At 42.4% G+C, this 23,168-nt stretch carries 15 protein-coding genes; 14 read left to right on the top strand and 1 reads right to left on the bottom strand.

Annotation, left to right across the window (positions count from 1 at the left end; genetic code table 11):
* Positions 1-24: 24 nt before the first annotated feature.
* Entirely contained in the window at positions 25-1,824 is a 1,800-nt protein-coding gene (locus F9817_RS08710) for an ABC transporter ATP-binding protein (protein WP_161154571.1), read from the bottom strand.
* A gap of 90 nt (positions 1,825-1,914) precedes the next feature.
* Between F9817_RS08710 and F9817_RS08705 the strand changes: the two genes are divergently transcribed.
* The 14 genes from F9817_RS08705 to rmf all read left to right on the top strand — a co-directional run bounded on the left by F9817_RS08705 (position 1,915) and on the right by rmf (position 22,992).
* Entirely contained in the window at positions 1,915-2,388 is a 474-nt protein-coding gene (locus F9817_RS08705) for a GAF domain-containing protein (RefSeq protein WP_161154570.1), read from the top strand.
* Positions 2,389-2,486: 98 nt separating this feature from the next.
* A complete protein-coding gene (proQ, locus tag F9817_RS08700) occupies positions 2,487-3,110 on the top strand; it encodes an RNA chaperone ProQ (protein WP_161154569.1) in 624 nt (207 codons plus the stop codon).
* 17 nt (positions 3,111-3,127) lie between these two features.
* Positions 3,128-5,134: a carboxy terminal-processing peptidase gene (prc, locus tag F9817_RS08695; RefSeq protein WP_161154568.1), complete on the top strand. Its 2,007-nt coding sequence runs from the start codon at positions 3,128-3,130 to the stop codon at positions 5,132-5,134.
* Between the two features lie 164 nt (positions 5,135-5,298).
* Positions 5,299-5,973, top strand: coding sequence for a hypothetical protein (locus F9817_RS08690; protein WP_161154596.1), 675 nt, complete (start codon positions 5,299-5,301; stop codon positions 5,971-5,973).
* Between the two features lie 345 nt (positions 5,974-6,318).
* A complete protein-coding gene (gene pepN / locus F9817_RS08685; protein WP_161154567.1) occupies positions 6,319-8,925 on the top strand; it encodes an aminopeptidase N in 2,607 nt (868 codons plus the stop codon).
* Positions 8,926-8,976: 51 nt separating this feature from the next.
* Positions 8,977-9,195, top strand: a complete 219-nt coding sequence (locus F9817_RS08680; protein WP_161154566.1) for a DUF2835 domain-containing protein — start codon at positions 8,977-8,979, stop codon at positions 9,193-9,195.
* 257 nt (positions 9,196-9,452) lie between these two features.
* Positions 9,453-14,294 (top strand): NAD-glutamate dehydrogenase, encoded by a 4,842-nt coding sequence (locus F9817_RS08675; protein ID WP_161154565.1) that lies wholly within the window; start codon positions 9,453-9,455, stop codon positions 14,292-14,294.
* A gap of 73 nt (positions 14,295-14,367) precedes the next feature.
* Positions 14,368-15,378: a quinone-dependent dihydroorotate dehydrogenase gene (pyrD, locus tag F9817_RS08670; RefSeq protein ID WP_161154564.1), complete on the top strand. Its 1,011-nt coding sequence runs from the start codon at positions 14,368-14,370 to the stop codon at positions 15,376-15,378.
* 189 nt (positions 15,379-15,567) lie between these two features.
* A complete protein-coding gene (locus F9817_RS08665) occupies positions 15,568-16,110 on the top strand; it encodes a cell division protein ZapC (protein WP_161154563.1) in 543 nt (180 codons plus the stop codon).
* Between the two features lie 520 nt (positions 16,111-16,630).
* Entirely contained in the window at positions 16,631-18,754 is a 2,124-nt protein-coding gene (rlmKL, locus tag F9817_RS08660; protein ID WP_161154595.1) for a bifunctional 23S rRNA (guanine(2069)-N(7))-methyltransferase RlmK/23S rRNA (guanine(2445)-N(2))-methyltransferase RlmL, read from the top strand.
* A gap of 5 nt (positions 18,755-18,759) precedes the next feature.
* Entirely contained in the window at positions 18,760-19,002 is a 243-nt protein-coding gene (locus F9817_RS08655) for a glutaredoxin family protein (protein WP_161154562.1), read from the top strand.
* Positions 18,980-20,896: an ABC transporter ATP-binding protein gene (locus F9817_RS08650; RefSeq protein ID WP_161154561.1), complete on the top strand. Its 1,917-nt coding sequence runs from the start codon at positions 18,980-18,982 to the stop codon at positions 20,894-20,896. The genes F9817_RS08655 and F9817_RS08650 overlap by 23 nt, the downstream gene beginning before the upstream one ends.
* A gap of 10 nt (positions 20,897-20,906) precedes the next feature.
* Positions 20,907-22,658 (top strand): DUF3466 family protein, encoded by a 1,752-nt coding sequence (locus tag F9817_RS08645; RefSeq protein WP_161154560.1) that lies wholly within the window; start codon positions 20,907-20,909, stop codon positions 22,656-22,658.
* 157 nt (positions 22,659-22,815) lie between these two features.
* The gene (rmf, locus tag F9817_RS08640; protein WP_161154559.1) at positions 22,816-22,992 is read left to right on the top strand and encodes a ribosome modulation factor; all 177 of its coding nucleotides are present in this window, start codon (positions 22,816-22,818) and stop codon (positions 22,990-22,992) included.
* The last annotated feature ends 176 nt before the right edge of the window (positions 22,993-23,168 follow it).

The raw sequence follows: 23,168 nt of genomic DNA, 5'->3' as shown, positions 1-23,168 counted from the left end.
TCAACGCTAAGGACGATGTATCTATTAGGCAGAGGTTTGTTCACCATTACCGTATAAAGTTTGATATAGGCCTTCTTGTTCAACCAGTTCTCCATGTGTTCCTGCTTGCGTGACACGACCATCTTCTAAAACATAAATCAAATCGGCCTGTTTTACTGCAGAAAGTCGGTGAGCCACGATCAATGTTGTTCTGTTTTGTAAGAACACGCTCAGTGCATGGTGTAACGCCGCTTCTGTTGCGGTATCGAGTGCTGATGTTGCCTCATCCAAAATCACAAACTTAGGATTACTCAATATCATGCGTGCAATCGCTAAACGCTGCCGCTGACCACCAGATAGGCGAATACCATTACGACCGATTTCAGTATCGAGCCCATCAGTGAGCTGTTTTATAACGTCTTTCATTTGCGCGACATTAAGCGCATTCCAGAGTTCATGCTCTGAATAAGTGTGGCCTAAAGTCAAATTGTTGCGTAGCGTATCATTAAATAGCACGGGTTGCTGTAAAACTACGGCAATTTCATCGCGTATAACATCGAAACTAATATCATCGGTGGTGGCTCCATTATATCGAATTTGGCCACTATCTTGACGATAGACACCGATCAGTAATTGAATGAGTGTTGATTTACCACCGCCACTTGCACCGACGAGTGCCACTTTTTTACCGGCTGGAATCGACAAGGAGAGATGGTCGAGTACAGGGTTTTCTCCATTATAAGAGAAGGTGATATTGTCGACGTTGACGTCAACATCCTGCCCATCCTCAAACGGATTCACCTTACTAACCGGACGATACTCTTCTTCTAAGTCCAATAGCTGATTAATACGCTTTAGAGCAGCTTTCGCTCCATACCATGAAAATTGGATGCCGAGTAACTCTTGAACTGGGCTGAGCATAAACCAGAGATATCCAAATACAGCAAATATCTGGCCGATGGTCATGTCACTGAATAACACCATTAACATGGCGACGGCGCGAAACAGTTCAAAACCCATTAAAAATAGTAAAAATGACAGTCGGCCTGCGGCTTCAGATTGCCAAGCAAACTTATCGGCACTTTCACGGACTTCGTTTGCTTGTTGTTTTAACTGATTAAGGAATTGCTTTTCTCGGTTTGCCGCGCGTAACTGATAAATACCATCAAGTGTTTCAATTAAACGTGTTTGAAAACGTTCGAACGATTGGTTTTCTATTTTTTTTAGTGATTTTACTTTCGCACCTAGTTTACGAGAGAAATAGAGCACGATAGGATTGACCAGCAAAATGAAGAGGCCTAAACGCCAGTCGAGCCAGAGAAGAACCCCAGCCGTGCCCAATACCGTGAGTAATCCAATAATGAACTTGCTGAGTGTTGTGCCGATAAATTGGTCAATCGTTTCAATATCTGTGATTAAATGGGCATTGATTCCACCGCTTCCTCTGGTTTCATATTGTTTTATGCTAATTCGCCCCAATTTATCTATCATCTTGCAACGCATTTGATACGTGATGGTCTTCGAGACCAAAGTAAATTGCCGGTTTTGCAAAATATTAAGCAGTTGTCCCGTGGTGCGCATCAGCACAATGAGGAACAGCGTAAAAAAGATGTACCCAGTGCCTGTTTGCCAAGCACTTGGCAAAATGTGGTTCATAGCATCCAGGCCTTTACCTGGTTTATTTAACAGCACTTCATCCACCATCAAGGGCATGAGTAGCGGAATGGGAACGCTAACTAAAGTAGCAATAACCGCTACTGTGTTAGCGAAGATAAGTTTCGATTTGTGCTGTTTTGCTTGTTTTATTAGCCAAGAACCGCTAATAGTGTCACTGGAGTACGTCATTAGAGTCGTTCAATCATCCTAATCTTCGATAGAGATAGCATTGTACGAACTACTCTAAGTGAAGTCTTTCTTTTTTAATTGGAAATAGTTATGAATATCGAACAGTACCAACGTTTAACCAAACAAGCCGTTTCATTGATTGAATCTGAGCCTAATTTAATTGCGAACTTATCCAATATAAGTGCGCTATTGAATATGGAGCTAGAAGATTTAAACTGGGTGGGCTTCTACTTGATGGATAACGACGAGTTGGTATTAGGTCCCTTCCAAGGTCTACCTGCTTGTGTGCGTATTCCAGTAGGTAAAGGTGTCTGTGGTACTGCTGTTGCAACCAATACCGTGCAGCGTATTTACGATGTTCACGAATTTGAAGGCCACATCGCATGTGATGCGGCGAGTAACTCGGAAATTGTTATCCCATTCTCTATTAATGGAAAAGTCGCTGGTGTATTGGATATCGATAGTCCAAATATTGGTCGATTTTCCGAAATTGACCAAGAAGGGCTGACAAATTTGATGACAGAAGTAGAAAAGCTGCTTAATTCACACGCTAACAATGCATAAATTCGTGTTTACCTGTGGTTTTTCCTATACAGGTCACTATAATACCGAGCATATTTGTAAAATGTTTAGCGGTCTAGCCGCACAAACCAGGAATCCTCATGGAAAACACTGAAAAGTTAAAAAACAGCAAAGAAGTGATTGCATATATTGCTGAATGTTTCCCTAAATGCTTTACTTTAGAAGGTGAAGCAAAACCTCTGAAAATTGGTATTTTTCAAGATCTTGCTGAACGCCTTAGCGACGATGCTAAAGTCAGTAAAACTCAGCTACGTGCCGCGTTAAGACAGTACACTTCTTCTTGGCGTTATTTACATGGTGTAAAACCTGGTGCAGTGCGTGTTGACCTAGACGGTAATGACTGTGGTGAATTAGAAGAACAGCACATTGAGCATGCTCAAACGGCTCTAGCAGAAAGCAAAGCACGTGTTGATGCTCGTCGTAAGGAAAGAAACAAGAAGGCTCGTGAAGAAGGTAAAGCTAAGAAAACAGCGAAAAAACCTCAAACTCGTCGCCCTCAATCAAAAGCGCCTAAAGCGGATAAAAAGCCAGTTGAAACGCGTGCTTTAAATTCCGATGAAGCATCCATCGGTAAACAAGTGAACGTCAACATGGGCAAAGGCAACATGGCTGCGACCATTGTTGAAATCAATAAGGAAGATGTGCGTGTTCAGCTTGTTAACGGCCTGCAAATGGTTGTGAAAATGGAGCACTTGCGCGCATAAAGGAGACATTCCTACGCATGAAATGCCGTTCAAAATTGACTCTGATTGCTGCTAGCCTTGGGCTAGCAGCCTTTTCAGCTCAGGCTGTAGAAGCCACTATTCATGAAGAAGACTTACCCATGCTGGCGCCTTTGGCTCAACATGAAATCGCTAGCAAACGAGTCACTTCCCGATTTACCCGTTCTCACTATAAACACTTCAATCTAGATGATAATTTTTCCAAAAAGATCTTTGATCGTTATTTGGGAATGTTGGATTACAACCGTAATATTTTTACTCAAGCAGATATCGACTCCTTTAAAACTTGGTCTACCGAACTCGATGATCAACTTAAGGCAGGCGAAAATGATATCGCATTCAAGCTGTATAATTTATCTGAGAAGAAACGTTACGAGCGTTACCAATACGCTTTATCATTGCTTGATCACGAGATTAAATTTGACAAAAAAGAGTCAATAGAACTCGATCGTTCTAAAGAAGCATGGCCAAAAAACGTGGCTGAGTTGGATGATTTATGGCGTAAGCGCGTTAAATACGATGCGTTAAACCTAAAATTGTCGGGTAAAAAATGGCCCGAGATTAAAAAGACTCTGACCAAACGTTATAACAACGCCATCAAACGTCTAACACAGACTCACAGCGAAGATGTGTTCCAGATGTACATGAATGCGTTTGCTCGTTCTATTGATCCACACACTAGCTACCTTTCTCCACGCAGTGCAAAAGAGTTCCAAACGGAAATGAGCCTGCAACTTGAAGGTATTGGTGCTGTGTTACAAGCAACGGACGACTACACTGAAATTCGTTCGCTCGTAAAAGGTGGTCCTGCGTCGAAGAGCAAGCAATTAGCCAAAGGTGATAAAATCATTGGCGTTGGTCAAGACGGCAAGAAAATTGTTGATGTCGTAGGTTGGCGCTTAGATGATGTGGTTGATTTGATCAAAGGTCCGAAAGGGACAAAAGTTCAACTGCAAATCCTTCCTGAAGGGAAAGACGCAAAAAGTCACGTTGTCACAATTGTTCGCGATACCATTCATCTAGAAGACCGAGCGGTTAAATCAAAAGTATTTAATGAAAACGGTAAGAAGATTGGTGTACTTGAAGTCCCTAGCTTCTATGTGGGCCTCTCTAAAGATACGGATAAGTTGATCACTGAGCTTAAACAGAAACATGTTGACGGTATCATTGTTGATTTACGTAACAATGGTGGTGGTGCACTGACAGAAGCAACGGCATTAAGTGGATTGTTTATTTCTAGTGGTCCTGTTGTCCAAGTTCGTGATAGTTATGGTCGCGTTAACGTTAATAGCGATACCGATGGCAAAACCAGTTATGCCGGACCTATGACCGTTCTGATTAACCGATACAGTGCATCGGCGTCAGAAATATTTGCCGCAGCAATGCAAGATTATGGTCGCGCAGTTATTTTGGGTGAAAACTCGTATGGTAAAGGGACGGTTCAACAGCATCGCTCACTCAACCATATCTATGATTTGTTCGATCAACCTTTAGGTTATGTGCAATATACCATTCAGAAGTTCTATCGAATTAATGGTGGTAGTACTCAAAATAAAGGGGTAAGACCAGATATTGCGTTCCCGACACCGATTGACCCGAAAGATACCGGTGAAAGTGTGGAAGATAACGCCTTACCATGGGATAGCATTGATCGCGCTGATTATCACCAGTTACATGATGATAAGGCGTTAATTAAAGAATTAACGGCACAGCACAAACAACGCATCGCCCACGATATGGAATTTGGTTTTATTGCGCAAGATATTGCTAAGTACAAAAAAGACAAAGATGACAACACGTTATCTTTGAGTGAACAGGTACGTAAGCAAGAATCTAAAGAAGCCGATCAACAGCGTTTAACACGTATTAATGATCGCCGTAAAGCTGCTGGTAAACCTTTGTACAAATCAATCGATGATGTACCAAAAGATTACGAAGCTCCGGATGCTTACTTAGATGAAGCGGTCGATATTACTGTTGATATGGTTAACGATACCAAATCGTAATATCGAAGCAAAAAAAAGATAAAGCGGGCTATAAGCCCGCTTTTTTCATTGGGGTTACACTACAGGTTGTGACTTAATACGATTAATGATTGGTATCATGTGAGCAATCTAGCTTGTTTCTTTCCTACGCTTAATAAATAAGCTGAGATAGGAGAGTAACAATGATGAAGTGGATGCGTAAACTATTAGCCAGTGTTGCTCTGCTGGTGGCTCCATACGCGATAAGTCATGATAACAAATCCCATGATTTGACTCAGTTTGACCAGCCGTTACTGCTCGGCGATTGGTACTTTGTTAATCCAGAACCAGAAAAGTCCCAAGACGGTTTTCTCGCCATTAAAATGAGTTTTCATTCCAACTATCAATTTACCATCGATATCCAGAAAAAAGATTATGATATTGACCATTGGGAAGGTCTGTATTCAGCAACAGACCATACGTTAGCCATGGATTTGGGTAATGATTCTCCACATATTTATGAATATAAAGGGAACCACAATATGCTCTATATGAATGGGCTATATTTCACTAAGGGGTTACCTAATGCATTAGCAGGAATGTGGAGTAGTGAGAGTGTCAGCAGTGATGATAATAATATGAGTGACGCTGTAACACATGTTGATTTATTACTGCAACCTGACTTTGTGTTCCTATTTAGAGCGACTGACGCAAAGGGTGAACAGAAAGTACATCAAGGTGTGTACTACACAGAGCAAGACCATTTGGTCTTGATGTATGAAAAAGGTGAGCATGATACAACATTTTCGCTTAAGGATAATAAACTCACTTTGAAAGTAGAAGACGGTGCGATGCTTGCGGTATTGGATAGGGTGAAATAGAAATTTTGAGTTGCATAAAAGTAAGTTGCGTATTTTATCCATTATCCATCACTTAAATGCTGATTATTTAAACACTTAACACGAGGTAATTGCTCTAAATGCCTCGTTTTTTCATTTCTAGGGGTTGTTATTCATCCCAACAAGCCTAAGATCTGATAAGACCCAGATAACATCAAAAGGACTATTTTTCCTGATGTTATTATTTTTGAATTCTACTCGGTATGAGAATTTTGAATTCAGCGACTTGGCGTTATCTGGGCGATACTAAAGATTACGGCGGAAATTATTCAACGTGAATTTTGGTATTTGCAGTCACATATACATTACGTCAAAAGGATTACGGCAATGGCTCAAACTCCACAAGCCAAACATAGAAAAGATTATAAACAGCCTTCCCATACTATCACTGATATCGAACTGACTTTTGATCTGCACGATACAGCGACAACAGTTACTGCTGTCTCTTACGTTAAACAGTTAGGGAATGAAACCACACTAAACTTAGACGGTGAAGGGTTAAAGCTCGAAGCGGTTAAAGTTGATGGTGCTGATTGGCATGAATACACCGAACTTGATGCAGGATTGGAAATCCGTGACTTACCTGCGGAATGTGAACTAACGATTGTCACCTTGATCAATCCGGAAGCGAATACGGCACTGGAAGGTTTGTATAAATCCGGTGGCGCTTTCTGTACTCAGTGTGAAGCGGAAGGGTTCCGTCGTATCACTTATTACTTAGATCGTCCGGACGTATTAGCCAAATACACGACAACGGTTATTGCGGATAAACAGCAATACCCATTCCTATTGAGTAATGGTAACCGTATTGAAGAAGGGATGACTGACAATGGTCGTCATTGGGTGAAATGGCAAGATCCTCATCCAAAACCCTCGTATTTGTTCGCTTTAGTTGCGGGTGACTTTGATGTTCGTCGTGATGAATATCAAACTCAATCTGGACGCAAAGTCGCGCTGGAAATCTTTGTTGATAAAGGTAACTTAGATCGCGCAAACCATGCCATGGTATCACTTATTAATGCTATGAAATGGGATGAAGAACGTTTTGATCTAGAGTACGACCTGGATATTTATATGGTTGTGGCCGTTGATTTCTTTAACATGGGCGCAATGGAAAACAAAGGCTTGAACGTCTTTAACTCTAAATATGTGCTTGCTAACAATCAAACGGCGACTGATACAGATTACTTAGGTATTGAATCTGTTATCGGGCATGAATATTTCCACAACTGGACAGGTAACCGCGTGACTTGTCGCGATTGGTTCCAGTTGAGTTTGAAAGAAGGTTTAACCGTTTTCCGTGATCAAGAATTTTCATCAGATTTAGGTTCTCGCGCAGTCAACCGTATTAATAATGTACGTATTATTCGCGGCCCTCAATTTGCTGAAGATGCGAGTCCAATGTCTCATCCAATTCGTCCAGAACAAGTGATTGAGATGAACAACTTCTACACGGTAACCGTGTATGAAAAAGGTAGTGAAGTTATTCGTATGATGCACACTCTTCTGGGTGAAGAGGGGTTCCAAAAAGGCATGAAGTTATACTTTGAACGCCATGATGGTACTGCAGCAACATGCGAAGATTTTGTTTCTGCAATGGAAGACGCTTCCGGCATTGATCTTAAACAGTTCCGTCTATGGTATAGCCAATCGGGTACGCCAACCGTCACTGTTTCAAGTGACTATGACGCGCAAGCTAAAACGTATGCGTTAACCGTAGAGCAGGTAACCGAACCAACCCAAGATCAAAAAGAAAAACAACCACTGCACATTCCTTTCGACATAGAATTGTACGAAAAAGATGGTAAAGTGATTGAGTTACAGTGTAACGGTAAACCCGTTCATCATGTCTTGGATGTGAAAGAAGCAAAACAGACGTTTGTGTTTGAGAACGTGGCTGAGCAGCCAATTCCGTCATTACTTCGCGAATTTTCAGCACCGGTAAAATTGGTTTACGATTACCAAGATGACGAACTTACATTCCTAATGGTTCATTCTCGAAATGAGTTTGCACGTTGGGATGCGGGTCAAATGCTATTAGCAAAATACATCCGCAGTAACGTTGAACAGGTACAAAACGGTAAAGCAGTTGAATTACCGGAAGCCGTTATTGATGCATTCCGCGGGGTATTACTCAGTGATGAACTGGAACCGGCATTTATTGCTGAAATGTTATCACTACCTAATCACAACGAAGTGTCTGGTTGGTATAAAACTGTTGATGTTGATGCCATTGCGACTGTTCTAAAAGCGATCAAGCAACAGTTGGCTGATAATTTAGCTGATGAATTTGGTGCGACTTACCATACGTTGAAACAAACAGAATACACTATCGAGCACGCTGCGATCGGTAAACGAGCATTACGTAATGTATGTTTGAGTTACTTAGCGTTAACTGATCAAGGCGAAGCTTTAGTGAAAGCGCAATACGACAGTGCAAATAACATGACAGATACGATGGCAGCGATGTCGGCAGCAAACTCTGCTCAACTCGCATGCCGTGCTTCTATCATGGAAGACTACAGCAATAAGTGGAAACACGATGGCTTAGTTATGGATAAGTGGTTTATTTTGCAGGGTACAAATCCAGCATCGGATGCATTGGCCAATATCAAAGCAACGATGAACCATGAAGCGTTTAGTTTGAAAAACCCGAACCGTACACGCAGTTTAGTGGGGAGTTTCTTTGCCAATAACGCAGTGAACTTCCATGCGAAATCGGGTGAAGGGTATCGCTTTGCTGGTGAAATTCTTCGTGAATTAAACAGCAGTAATCCACAAGTTGCATCACGTCTTATCGACCCATTACTTAAATTCCGTCGTTATGATGAAGAGCGTCAAGCATTGATTAAAAAAGAGCTTGAAACACTCAAAGGTTTAGACAACCTAGCGAATGACTTGTATGAAAAAGTGACTAAAGCATTAGAAGGCTAAGCCTTTTATCCGTAAAATGAGTGGCACCTAGGGTGCCACTTTTTTATTGTTATGAATCAATATTATTTTTCGCTTAACATCTCTTATCAACATTTTTTTAAGTATTACTCTGGAGCGGCAGCCACGGTGATGGTCGTGACGGATAATGGGCTGCGACTGCAATTACCCGCAGCGCGTTTTCGTCCGCACTTAAGCCAACTGGGAATTCGAGGTCGGTTTCGCTTAACCACCGATAGTCATAATAAATTCAAACAACTAGATAAATTATAATCTCAATATAAAGAGGTAGATGAAACCGGACACAACCGTTTTATCTGTTTAACCGTACTAATCCCTCAGATTATATAAGTGTAAAGTCAATCTAACGCACAATTTTAAACATTTCCTCTGTTAGCGTATTCAAAAGTGTTAACGTGCAGTAAATAAAAGGTAAATAATCTCTTTACAATTAGCAGGCATTATCCAATGTAAGCACTATGCTTACATCATATTAATAGCGAAATGTCATGTTAATCTTGGAGTTGCCTATGACCGCTCGTGAAACTTTGATGCCGGTTCTACTCGAAAAAGTCTATCAATTGATTCAAGATCGATTAGAACTTGCTCAGCAGCCTTTAGTTACTCAACTAGCCCAACATCTTTTCAGTAACATCTCTCAGGATGATTTAGTCTCACGGAATGAGTCAGATCTCTACGGAGCCATTGTGAGTTTATGGCACCATATTAGTGAAAAATCCGCAGATGAACAGTCGGTTAGGGTATTTAATCCAACAGTAAGCCGTCAAGGGTGGCAATCCACTCATACCATTGTTGAAATTGTGGTACCTGATAGCCCGTTTTTAGTGGATTCAATAAAAATGGCATTAAGCCGGTTAGATTTAACCTCGCACTTGATGCTGAATGGACCAACGCAAATTGCGCGTAACAAACGGGGCACGATAACCAGCATTAATCAGAGCAAGGGAAATTGGCATTCACTGTTTCATATTGAAGTTGACCGCCTTAATACCCAAGAAGAAATGGATGAGTTAAAAAACGAATTACTCTCCATGCTTGGCGATACCAAACTTGTTGTTAATGATTGGCAGCCAATGGTGAGCAAGCTCTCTCAGGTGGTGGATCAACTAGAAGCGGATCGTAAACAGATTCCGATCGAAGACGATCGTTTAGCCGAAACAATAGAATTCCTGCGCTGGCTTGGCGATCATAATTTTACTTTTATGGGCTATAAGGAATTCGATCTGGTCGAAAATAATGGTGAGACAGAGCTAGTGCCTACCAAGGAGCAAGGATTAGGATTGTTTTCTCAACCGGAAAAAGCTCGCCGTATTAAACTCACCGAATTTTCCGATTCTGCCCGTTTGGAAGCACAAAAGCCGTATTTACTGATTGTGACCAAAGGCAATAAGCAGTCTAAGATCCATCGTCCGGCCTATACCGATTACATTGGGATTAAAAAGTTTGATAAGAATGGCAAAGTCGTGGGTGAGCATCGGTTTACGGGCTTGTACACGTCTGCTGTCTATAATCAAAGTGTAGAAAGCATTCCTCTAATTTGTGAAAAAGTGCAGCGGATCATTGAAGCCAGCCGATATCGCTTAGGATCGTATGCTCATAAAGCGCTCCATAATATTTTAGAAAACTATCCACGCGATGAACTGCTTCAATCCTCTGAAGAAGAATTACTGGAAGTTGGTATGGGCGTGGTGCAGATGCAAGATCGGGATCTATTACGCCTGTTTGTCCGGCGTGATCCTTTCGGACGTTTCTTTAGCTGCATGGTTTACGTATCAAAAGATCGTTATAACACCGAACTTCGACGTCAAACTCAACGGATCTTTAAACGCTATTTTGGTTGTCAGCAAGAGGTGGAATTTACCACTTACTTTTCAGAAAGCCCACTGGCTAGAACCCACTATATTGTGAGGGTTGACGACAATAATATGGAAGTGAATATCAATAAAATAGAGCAGAACTTGATGGAAGCATCGACCACTTGGGATGATCGTCTCTCTGAAGCTATCATTGCCAATTTTGGTGAAAGTACTGGGTTGCCACTCTCAAAAGAATATATGCGGGCTTTCCCACGGTCATATAAAGAAGACGTGATGCCAGGCTCAGCGGTTGCTGACATCGAGCGGCTTGAAGCACTTAACGAGAATCACAAATTGGGGATGTTGTTTTACCGACCTCAAGAAGAGCGCAGCAACTCTAAAGCGGTACGATTAAAACTGTATCACCGCGCAGAACCTATCCATCTATCTGATGTCATGCCGATGTTGGAAAATTTAGGGCTACGAGTCATCGGTGAATCGCCTTATGAAGTGGTTAAAACGAATCTCCAAACGTATTGGATTCTCGATTTCTCAATGCTGCATAAAAGCGATAAGGATGTTGATTTACGTGAAGCGCGCGATCGTTTTCAACATGCTTTTGCTCAGATTTGGGCTGGGGAATTAGAGAGTGATGGTTTCAACCGTTTAGTGTTAGATGCTGCGCTCACTGGGCGCGAAGTTTCTATTTTACGATCATATGCACGATATATGCGCCAAGTGGGGTTTCCGTTTAGTCAGCACTATATCGAAGAGACTCTAAATCATTATCCGGATCTTGCGAAAACCCTAGTGGCGTTATTTGTGCGCCGTTTTGATCCAAAATACAAAGGAGCAAATAAAGGTCAGCAAGATTTGATCAAACAGATAACTGATCAGCTCGAACGCGTAGAGAGTTTAGATGATGATAGGATCATCCGCCGTTATATGGAGATGATTTTAGCCACATTGCGTACCAACTATTACCAAACTGATGAATTGGGCGCAGTTAAACCTTGGCTTGCCCTGAAAATGGAGCCAAGAGCTATTCCTGAAATACCAGCACCGGTTCCTGCCTTTGAGATTTTTGTCTATGCACCTGATATGGAAGGAGTTCACCTGCGCGGTGGTAAAGTGGCACGGGGCGGATTACGTTGGTCTGATCGCCAAGAAGATTTCCGCACTGAAATTCTAGGACTAGTCAAAGCACAACAGGTTAAAAATACAGTGATTGTTCCTGTTGGTGCGAAAGGCGGCTTTGTGTGTAAGAAGCAACCATTGCTGACTAGCCGAGATGACATCTTTGCTGAAGGGCAACGTTGCTATAAACGTTTTATCCGCGCTTTATTGGACGTGTCAGATAACATTGTTGAAGGTGAAATCGTACCACCGAAAAATGTGGTGCGTCATGATGAAGATGATCCTTATTTGGTTGTAGCTGCTGATAAAGGCACGGCAACGTTCTCTGATTTGGCCAATTCTGTCTCTCAGGAATATAACTTCTGGCTAGGGGATGCCTTTGCCTCTGGTGGTTCTAATGGCTATGACCATAAGGCCATGGGGATTACCGCAAAAGGGGGATGGGAGTCGGTAAAACGGCATTTCCGTGAAATGGGGATTGATTGTCAAACGACAGATTTTACTGCCATTGGTGTGGGTGATATGGCGGGCGACGTGTTTGGTAATGGGATGTTGCTTTCGAAACATACTCAATTGCAAGCAGCGTTTAACCATATCAATATCTTTATTGATCCCAATCCTGATGCTGCAGCGAGTTGGCAAGAACGGGATCGTCTATTCAATCTGCCACGATCCAGCTGGGAAGATTATGATCAGTCTTTGATCTCGAAAGGCGGCGGAATCTTCTCGCGCAAAGCAAAATCGATCCCTTTGTCTCCAGAAATTCAAAAAATGTTAGGGATAAAGAAAGCATCATTAGCGCCAAACGATCTGATTAAAGCGATTTTACGCATGGAAGTGGATCTACTGTGGAATGGTGGGATCGGAACTTATGTGAAGTCTTCCAGTGAAACTCATACTGATGTCGGTGATCGCGCTAATGATGCGTTACGTATCGATGGCCGAGAGTTACGCGCTAAAGTGGTTGGTGAAGGCGGTAACCTAGGTATGACACAGAAAGGACGTATTGAATATGCGCTGAATGGCGGACGTGTTAACACGGACTTTGTCGATAACGTGGGTGGCGTTGATTGTTCTGATAATGAAGTGAACATTAAAATCTTCTTGAATTCGCTGGTGGCTAACGGCGATCTCACGGTGAAGCAGCGTAACCAAACTTTAGAAAAAATGGAGCAAGAAGTCGGAGAGATCGTGCTCGAAGACGCATACTGCCAGTCTGAATCTATTTCGATTACTGAACATCAGGGTGTCTCGGTAATGAAAGAGCAAATGCGCTTTATTCATACCATGGAGAAATCCGGTTATTTGGATCGTGCTCTAGAATACATTCCCGATGACGAGACATTACTCGAACGAGAAAAGCAGGGACAGGGGTTAACTCGACCTGAAGTTTCCGTTCTCATTGCATACAGTAAAATGCTGTTAAAAGAGCAGCTTGCTTGTGAAGGCATTGCCGACGATGAGTACCATGCCAAGCAGTTAGTGCAATACTTCCCAACGGAGTTACGCCGTCACTATTCATCACAAATGCCAACTCATCCATTGCGTGTGGAAATCATTGCGACTGCATTAGCCAATCAGATGGTGAATGAAATGGGCTGTAATTTCGTGACACGTCTTCAGGATGAAACTGGCTCTAATGTGATTGATATTGCGAATGCCTATGCTGCAGCGCGAGATATCTTTAGTTTTCCAACGGTGTTAAGCAAAATTCGTCAGTTGGATAATATTGCCACGTCCAAGGCGCAATATGATGTGTTCTTCGTTGTGCGCCGAACTTTACGCCGTTTAACTCGGTGGTTTTTGCGTAATCGTCAGGGTAAGCAATCGGTACAAACATTGATTGATCGTTTCCGTGGCGATGTTCAAATTGTCATTTCTTCACTGGATCAGTTTATTGTTGAGTCAGAAGTGGCAGAACACAACCGTATGGCACAGCGTTGGGTTGAGCAGGGGGTTGATAGCGAAACCGCTAATTATGTGGCTCGGTTATCGAGCTTGTATTCAGCGTTGGATATTTCAAGTGTTGCAAAAGAAAGAGGGCAAACAGTACAAAAAACGGCGCATGTGTACTTTACATTGGGCGATAGACTGTCACTGCACTGGTTCTTAAATCAGATCAACAGTCAAGCGGTGGATAATAACTGGCAGGCACTTGCTAGAGCTGCTTTTAGAGAAGATCTCGATTGGCAGCAACGCCAGTTAACTGCTCAAGTGTTAGTTTGCCAATGTTCTCCAGAGGAGCTGGATGTGATGGCCGCTTTAGATGGGTGGATAGCCGCGAATGAGGTATCGTTGCAACGTTGGGAAAACATCCTCAATGAGTTCAAAGTGGGTACTGTGCATGAGTTTGCTAAGTTCTCTGTTGCACTTAGAGAGTTGATGTTGCTCAACTTAAACTGTCAAGCTGCCGAATAATAATTGAATTGTATTGCAAATACGTCAATAATAACGCCCCGTTTACTCGGGGCTTTTTTCTTTCGGAGGCACAATGCTCTACCGCTTAGCCAGATCTGGCTTTTTCAAATTGGATGCTGAAAAGGCACACGAACTTGCCATTCAGAATTTCAAACGTTTTAACGGTACTCCTCTCGATCTTTTCTACCGTCAAACTCTTCCTAACCGACCAGTAGAGTGCATGGGGTTGACGTTCAAAAACCCAGTTGGTCTTGCTGCTGGATTGGATAAAAATGGCGAATGTATTGAAGCATTTGGTGCTATGGGCTTCGGTTTTGTTGAAGTTGGCACAGTCACGCCTCGTCCACAGCCTGGTAATGATAAACCACGTTTATTCCGCATTATACCGGCGGAAGGGATCATCAACCGCATGGGATTCAACAATAATGGTGTTGATGCGCTCGTTGAAAATGTGAAGCAGGCGAAATATGACGGTGTTATTGGTATTAACATCGGTAAAAATAAGGATACGCCAATCGAAAATGGGGTAGATGACTACCTAATTTGTATGGATAAAGTGTATGACCACGCCGGTTATATTGCGGTCAACATTAGTTCTCCAAACACACCAGGGCTGCGTACGCTGCAATATGGTGAAGCGTTAGATGAATTGCTTGCGGCATTAAAGCAAAAACAAGCCGAACTGGCGAAGCAATACGATAAGTATGTTCCATTGGCACTGAAGATCGCACCAGACTTGAGTGATGAAGAATTATCCCAAATTTGCCAGTCTTTGTTAAAAAATAACATTGATGGCGTGATAGCGACAAATACAACGTTAGATCGCAGTATGGTCGATGGAATGAAATTTGGTACTGAGACTGGCGGTTTAAGTGGTCGTCCATTGACTGCACGCAGTACAGAAGTGATCAAATGCTTGTATAAAGAGTTAGGAGATGAGATCCCGATCATTGGTGTCGGCGGGATCGATGATTATGTCTCTGCAAAAGAAAAACTACTTGCCGGGGCGAAACTGGTGCAAGTATACAGTGGCTTTATTTACAAAGGTCCTGGTTTAGTACGAGACATCGTTAAAAACCTATAGATTAGCTGAATAATAACAGCACTTGTCTATCACTAATAAAAAGTGACAAGGTGACTTTCAGAGGAAATGAGACATTCATTTCCTCTTTTTTTTTCTCTGGTCACTAATAAAATTACCTCAATTCGTTGGCAAAGGTAATTAAGCGTTTACCTAAATTCTAAAATATAATGGAAATAGAGAGAGGGCATAATGCTTAAACCCAGTGATAAATGGAGCTGGTACTACTCAGATAGTGATGGTTATCTGATGCTCGACCTAGATGATGAGATGGTGTTTCGCACCAATTTAAGCTGCAAACTTTTAGTGGATTGTGCGTTTGAATCTCAGCCATTCTCTGTCGATGATGCATCAGACTATCAGACATATAAAGAGCAGATAGCGCATCTACCACTGAGTGAACCACGCAAAGCAGAACTCGCTTTATATTGTGTTGCAGCTAAGCGCTTCCATAAGCCTGTGCAGCCTAAGAGCTGGTTCTTTGATTACCAAGGCCTAGGGTATCAACCTGAGATGGGGGATATTGTGAGCTTGGTTAATGAATACAACCAGGGACATTTCATTGTTCTCGATGTTGGTGATAGCGCTAGTCTATGTGCTGTTGTCGATTTAGAGGCGTTTAGCCTGAACGGGGCAAAATCATTGAGCTTTGGTCAAGTGATTAAAGTGATGCATGACAGAATGGTCTGTGCCAATGAGATATTGATTTCACATGACATTGCTCTAGTCGGTTAATCCAGTAGGGCAATCGTGTTTCCTTTTTAATTTCCTTAAGTCATTTCGTTCCTTTGTTTTATTTTCCAATCGGCGCTACGCCGATTTTTTTTGTCCGTTATTCCTCATAAGCTGATTTCTGCGTTGTTTCCCTTCCGCAAAATGTCTCTTTTTTCTGCAATCTGTGTGAGGATTGTGCAAAATCGTACGTCGGATTTCCTGCAAACGTGACAATTTATTCGCCACTTCTTAGTCAATAGATGTCTTAAAATTCCTGTTTTATGCCAAAAAGTAACTAAATTACAGCACATATTGTTACTTGGTATAGACCAATTTTAATGCGAATAAATACTCACTATCGCTATAAGCCGTTATAAATGGTGAATGATAAAAATCAGAATGAGCCCATTAGAAAACGGACATGAATTGGCGATGTGTTGAACAATTGAGTGAGAATTTTTGAAAATCACCCAGTTACATTTAGGAATGGTTCGCAATGTCAGTTATAATCACAGACCATTTTAAGCAGTCTAAGAGCACTATGAATCAGTATTTGGCGGTAACCTCAAACGGACTTGAGAACCTATTAGTTGATGAACTAACCCAGCTAGGAATTTCTAACGCAAAACCTGTCCAGGCAGGGGTAAAATTTAAAGCATCGAATGAACAGATTTATCGTTGCTGTTTATGGAGTCGTCTCGCTTCACGTTTTGTGCGTATTGTGTCGGAATTTACCTGCCAAGATGATATGGATCTGTATCTAGCGACCACAGCTGTTAATTGGGTCAATCATTTTCATAGCTCGAAAAAGTTCGTGGTTGATTTCAATGGTACTAACCGCGAAATTCGTAATAGCCAATATGGCGCGATGAAAGTAAAAGATGGGGTGGTTGATTGCTTTACGAAGAAAAACCTACCGCGTCCGTCGATCAGTAAAGAAGATGCTGATCTGCGTATTCACGTACGTTTACACCGTGATAAAGCTATTTTAGGGATAGATATGGTTGGCGGTGGACTGCACTTACGTGGATATCGTCCCAAATCGGGTCGTGCTCCACTGCGTGAAACACTAGCGGCTGCGATTGTTTCTCGTAGTGGCTGGGATACCACTAAACCGTTATTAGATCCTATGTGTGGTTCTGGTACGCTTTTAATTGAAGCGGCGATGATAGCGGCGAATATGGCGCCGGGCGTTAAACGCCAGAGTTGGGGTTTTGAAGCACTTGAAGACTTCGAACCCGAGTTATGGGCTGAGATTAAATCGGAAGCCAATGTTCAAGCTCGACGAGGTGTCAAAAAAGTTGACGCTAAGTTCTACGGCTACGATAACGACCCACGAGTCCTTGAAACGGCGAAAGAGAATGCGCGTCGCGCTGGTGTCGACGAGCTTATCGAATTTCGCTTAGGCGATGCGGCGAAACTGACTCGCCCACAAGAGTTTGAAAATGGTGTTATTGTCTGTAACCCACCTTACGGTGAACGTTTAGGTACGCATCCAGGCTTAATTGCCTTATACACGGCGTTTGGCGCACAGCTTAAATCTGAGTTCGGTGGTTGCCAAGCGTCTATATTTTCAAGTGATGACGAATTATTAAGTTGTTTGCGCATGCGAGCAGACAAACAGTTCAAATTGAATAATGGTGCGTTACCGTGTCACCAAAAAAACTATTCCATCAGTCAACGTGCTGCAGGTGATGTTACAACAACGGCGCAAGCAAGCCTTGTCGCACCAGATTTTGCTAACCGTTTAAAGAAAAACATTAACAAAATCGGTAAGTGGGCTAAGCGTGAAGGTTTAGACTGCTATCGTATCTATGACGCCGATTTACCGGAATATAACGTTGCGATTGATATCTACTTAGACCATTTGGTGATTCAAGAATACGCTGCACCAAAAGATATTCCGGAAGAAAAAGCCAAACGTCGTTTAACCGATATTATTCGTGCTGCTATCCAAGTACTGGATATGGATGCTAACAATGTCGTGTTGAAAGTGCGTGAGAAGAAAAAAGGGACGTCTCAATATCAAAAGCTTGGTCAACAATCAGAAATGATGACGATGCACGAGTATGGGGTTAAGCTGCTGGTTAATCTTTATGATTATTTAGATACTGGTGTTTTCCTTGATCATAAGCTAACGCGTCGCCGTTTGGGCGAAATGGCATCAGGAAAAGACTTCCTTAACTTATTTGCTTACACAGGCTCCGCGACGGTACATGCTGCAGTAGGGGGCGCTCGTTCAACGACGACGGTAGATATGTCTAAAACCTATCTAAATTGGGCAAAAGATAACATGCAGCTCAATGGTCAGGTTGGTCGTCAGCACCGTTACGAACAAGCCGATTGTCTGCAATGGTTAGAGCAATCAAAAGATGAGTATGATCTTATCTTTATCGATCCACCAACGTTCTCTAATTCAAAACGCATGGAACAGACATTTGATGTCCAGCGCGATCATTTAAATGTTTTCACTCATCTAAAACGTTTACTACGTCCTGATGGGACCATCGTTTTCTCAAATAATAAGCGCCACTTTAAAATGGATCTTGATGGATTGGCTGAACTTGGCCTTGAAGCTACGAATATTTCAAGCCAGACGTTACCGATGGATTTTGGGCGTAACAAACAGATTCACAACTGCTGGATTGTAAAACATAAAGCGTAAGACTCGTGATTACCTTATTCAGCACAATAGGTTGCCACTTATGTGAAATGGCTTACCAACAGCTGCAACAAGCTGGGGTAAGCCATTTGGTCAAGATAGTTGATATTGCCGACGATGAGTATTTGAGTGCTCGTTACGGTGTCACTATTCCAGTGTTGCAATACGCTGAGAATGAACTGAATTGGCCGTTTAATTTCAACGAATTAATCCAATGGTTAGATAGAAATGGCATTGATTACCATCAATAATGGACTGCTTGCATTTGGCGATCATCCATTACTCGATAACGCAGATTTTGCTCTGCAAGAAAATGAACGTGTATGTCTCGTTGGCCGTAATGGCGCGGGTAAATCGACTTTAATGAAAGTGTTGTCTGGGGATATTTTGCTTGATGATGGCAAAATGTCAGTCACACAAGACGTGGTGGTTTCACGTTTGGAACAAGATCCGCCTCGGGATGAGCAAGGCACTGTTTATGATTACGTGGCGGCTGGACAAGCGGAAGTCAGTAAACAACTCAAGATCTACAACGATCTATTAGATCGAGTGGCTGAAGATCCTTCTGAATCCAATATTAAGAAGCTGGCGACGGTTCAAGAACAGCTTGAGCATTCTGGTGCATGGCGTTTTGATGACAGAATCAAGAACGTGTTAGGAGCCTTAAACCTTGACGCACACACTTTATTGACTGAGCTGTCAGGTGGATGGCAACGTAAGGCGGCATTAGCGCGAGCGTTGGTGTGTGATCCAGACATGTTACTCCTAGACGAACCGACCAACCACTTGGATGTCAGTACTATCGAGTGGTTAGAGGGATTTCTAAAAGATTTCCGTGGCTCTATTATCTTTATTTCGCACGACCGTGCATTCATTAAATCGATGGCTACCCGTATTGTAGATCTCGATCGTGGTCAATTAAGCTCATTTCCTGGTGATTATGAGAATTACTTAATTGCCAAAGAAGAAGCTTTGCGTGTTGAAGATATGCAGAACGCGGAATTCGATAAAAAGCTTGCGCAAGAAGAAGTCTGGATTCGTCAAGGCATTAAAGCACGGCGTACGCGTAATGAAGGGCGTGTAAGAGCTCTTAAAAAACTGCGTGAAGAGCGCAGTGAGCTCCGTGAAGTGCAGGGCAAGGTCAATCTACAAATTGATGATGCAGCCCGTTCTGGCAAGATTGTGTTTGAAGCCGAACATTTGAACTATGCGATTGAAGGCAAGAATATCATTAATGATTTCACTTTCAATGTAATGCGTGGTGATCGAATTGCTCTGATTGGTCCAAATGGATGTGGTAAAAGTACTTTATTGAAGCTGCTGCTCGGTGAAAAAGAACCTGATGCAGGCCGCCTCCATTGCGGTACAAAACTCGAAGTGGCTTACTTCGATCAATATCGTGAGGTATTGGATCCTGAAAAATCGGTCATTGATAACTTGGCCGATGGTAAGCAAGAAGTCATGGTTGGTGGTCGTCAGCGCCATGCATTGAGTTATTTACAAGACTTTTTGTTTGCACCTAAACGCGCTCGTACACCTGTTAAAGCATTATCTGGTGGTGAGAAAAACCGTTTGTTACTCGCGCGTATTTTCCTCAGACAAAACAACTTATTGGTACTCGATGAACCCACTAACGATTTAGATATCGAAACATTGGAACTTTTAGAAGATTTGCTTGCCAATTATCAGGGTACATTATTATTAGTCAGTCACGACCGTGAATTTGTTGATAATACCGTAACCACAAGTTGGATCTTTGAAGGTGATGGCCAGATTGAAGAATTCGTTGGCGGTTATCACGATGCTCAGCAACAACGTGCACAGGTTAAGGCGGCGCGTCAAAGTGATGAACGTAAAGAAAAGGTAAAAGAGGTTGAGGAATCTCCCAAAAATGCCCAATCTAAGCCGAAATCTAAGAAGTTGTCTTATAAACTGCTGCGCGAGTTGGAAGCTCTACCAGAGAAATTAGAACAATTAGAAAATGAAATAGGCTCTTTGCAGGAGCAAGTGAATAATCCAGAATTTTTCGCTCGCCCTGTCGATGAGACCCAACCCATTTTAGACAAGTTGGCTGCAACAGAGCAGGAGCTTGAGATTGCTTTTGAGCGATGGGAAGAGCTCGAAGCAATGCAACAGGACAGTTAATTAAGAAGTTATGAAACAAAAGACATTTAAAAGAACCGTTGTGTCAGCTGCGGTACTGCTCGCATCAGCGAATGCATCTGCTGCTTTATACGAAGTTGTTGAAGTGACGCCTCCTAATAGTGGTTATGCCAGTGCATTTGGTGTTGCGATTCAAAAAGGTAACCTTTCTGGCGATCCAGTACTTGGCTGTTTTGATGATTCAGCAACGATCGGCACATGTGAATCGGATTTTGCTCTCGCTGGTGAAACTCGCTCTGTTGCTATCAATGCTGGTCAAGCGGTGGATGGTATTAGCTATCGAGAAGAAGCGCCTTGGGCAATGGATAACGCCTTTATCTACATTCAAGACCAAGATGCATTTGAGGATTACTGTGACAGCGAATTACTTTACGCTACTTGTGAAAGTTGGGCGAAGGTTCGCTGGGACGTATGGAATGATGAGAAAAGTGGTGATACCACACCTAATGCTATTGCTTTCCTTGAAGAGAGTGGTTCGCCAACGCTAGTTGACACTGATGGTACTAATAATACCGTGATCAATAGTGTGGACAGTAATGGTGATGCAACAGGTATCAAACTAGCCGCTGGCGAAGTCACATATGCGGATGATGACGGTGGTTATGTTCGGAGTGATGTCTCTCAGTTATATTCAGGCTCAACATCGCTGACTGCACCTAGTGGTGATGCTGTTCGTGCTTGGAAATACGACGCGACGAACGATTTTATCTCTGGCAGTATCGGCACCTCTTATTCTACTGATAACGGTAAGTACTATTACACCAAAGCGGCATTGTGGAACGCTGCTGGTGATTCAGTTCAATTGAATTGGCCAAGTGGTACAGACCCGGAAGAAGATGATCGCCTTTCACAAGGCAGCATGCGTGACTTTTACGTCGATACAACCAATGATGTCATCTACGGCGTAGGTTACAACACTTTTGATGATGATGAACATTACATGAATGCGGCGGTATTCAAGGTTTCTTACACTGGCTCATCGGATACAAGCTGGCAAACGGCAAGCAATTGGACAACTACCGTGGTGTCTAACGCAGAATCAGAAGACAGTGATGACTACATCTACAGTAACAGTAAATTAACTGCTATTAACGAAAACCTTATCGCGATTGGTGAAGCAAAACGTGATGGTGACCACCCGAAAAATGGTGCAGCCAATAATCGTATGTTTGTTGTTTCTGATGTAACCAGTCCATCAGCAACATATTTCTCTGGTGGTATATTCTTTACTGGTGCTGGTGGTAAAGCAGAAGCGATCAACGATTATAACGAGATTGTTGGTCAGGTTGATGCTGAAAACGTGCGTGAAAAGGATGGTAAAGTTCGCCGTAAACGTGCATTTATATACCCATATAGCGGCACTGGTACCGAGTCAACACGTCGCGCCATCTTTAATAATCAAGCATGGTGGTTAGACAACCTGACTAATGGTGGTACGTATTCTTCTGCAAACAATGCTTATCGTATTATTGATGCCTCTGACATCAATGATGCTGGCGTTATTTCGGCAACCGCATTGAAGTGTGATGGTGGGTATGACTCAACAGATTATGACGCGACTTGTGGTGATGGCAAACAGGATGAAAGTGTCGTTTCTGTGAAGCTTGTTCCAATTCCAGGTGCAACATCGTCAGACATCTCTGAACGTGGTGAATCAGACGATAGTACCTCACGTAGTGGTGGTGCCTTTGGATACGGGGCTTTGATTCTATTAGGATTCCTTGGGTTCCGTCGTAGAAAATAAAAATTTGTCAATAAGGGCACAAACTCACAGATTTGGGTTTGTGCTTTTTTTTAGTCTTGTCATCGTCCAAAAATTAAGCAATTCTTACAGGGTGGTAATAAAAACGCCACATATTAGTCATGTTTAAACACAAGCTAAACTGTATGAGGACTTGAATATGAAGAGACAGAAGCGTGATCGCCTGGAAAGAGCTCAATCTCAGGGATACAAAGCTGGACTAAACGGCAGATCGCAAGAAGAATGTCCCTATACACAACAACTTGATGCCCGTTCCTATTGGTTAGGGGGCTGGCGAGACGCAAGGGAAGACAAACAAATGGGTCTCTATAAGTAAATTCCCCACACAATATGCTCAATTATGTTATCCCTTAATTGGGAACGTTAAGCCCCGTATCAAGGGGCTTTTTAATGGCTAAAATTTATACCTATATCGTTTATAGCATGAGTTTTAATGCACTATAACTAAAGCTATTGTGAACAAAAAAACGACCCTCGGGTCGTTTTTTCTAT

Source organism: Vibrio eleionomae (assembly GCF_009874545.1).
Classification (GTDB): Bacteria; Pseudomonadota; Gammaproteobacteria; order Enterobacterales; family Vibrionaceae; genus Vibrio; species Vibrio nitrifigilis.
The sequence above is the reverse complement of the archived record's forward strand: the minus strand, read 5'-3'. Positions and strand labels throughout refer to the sequence as shown.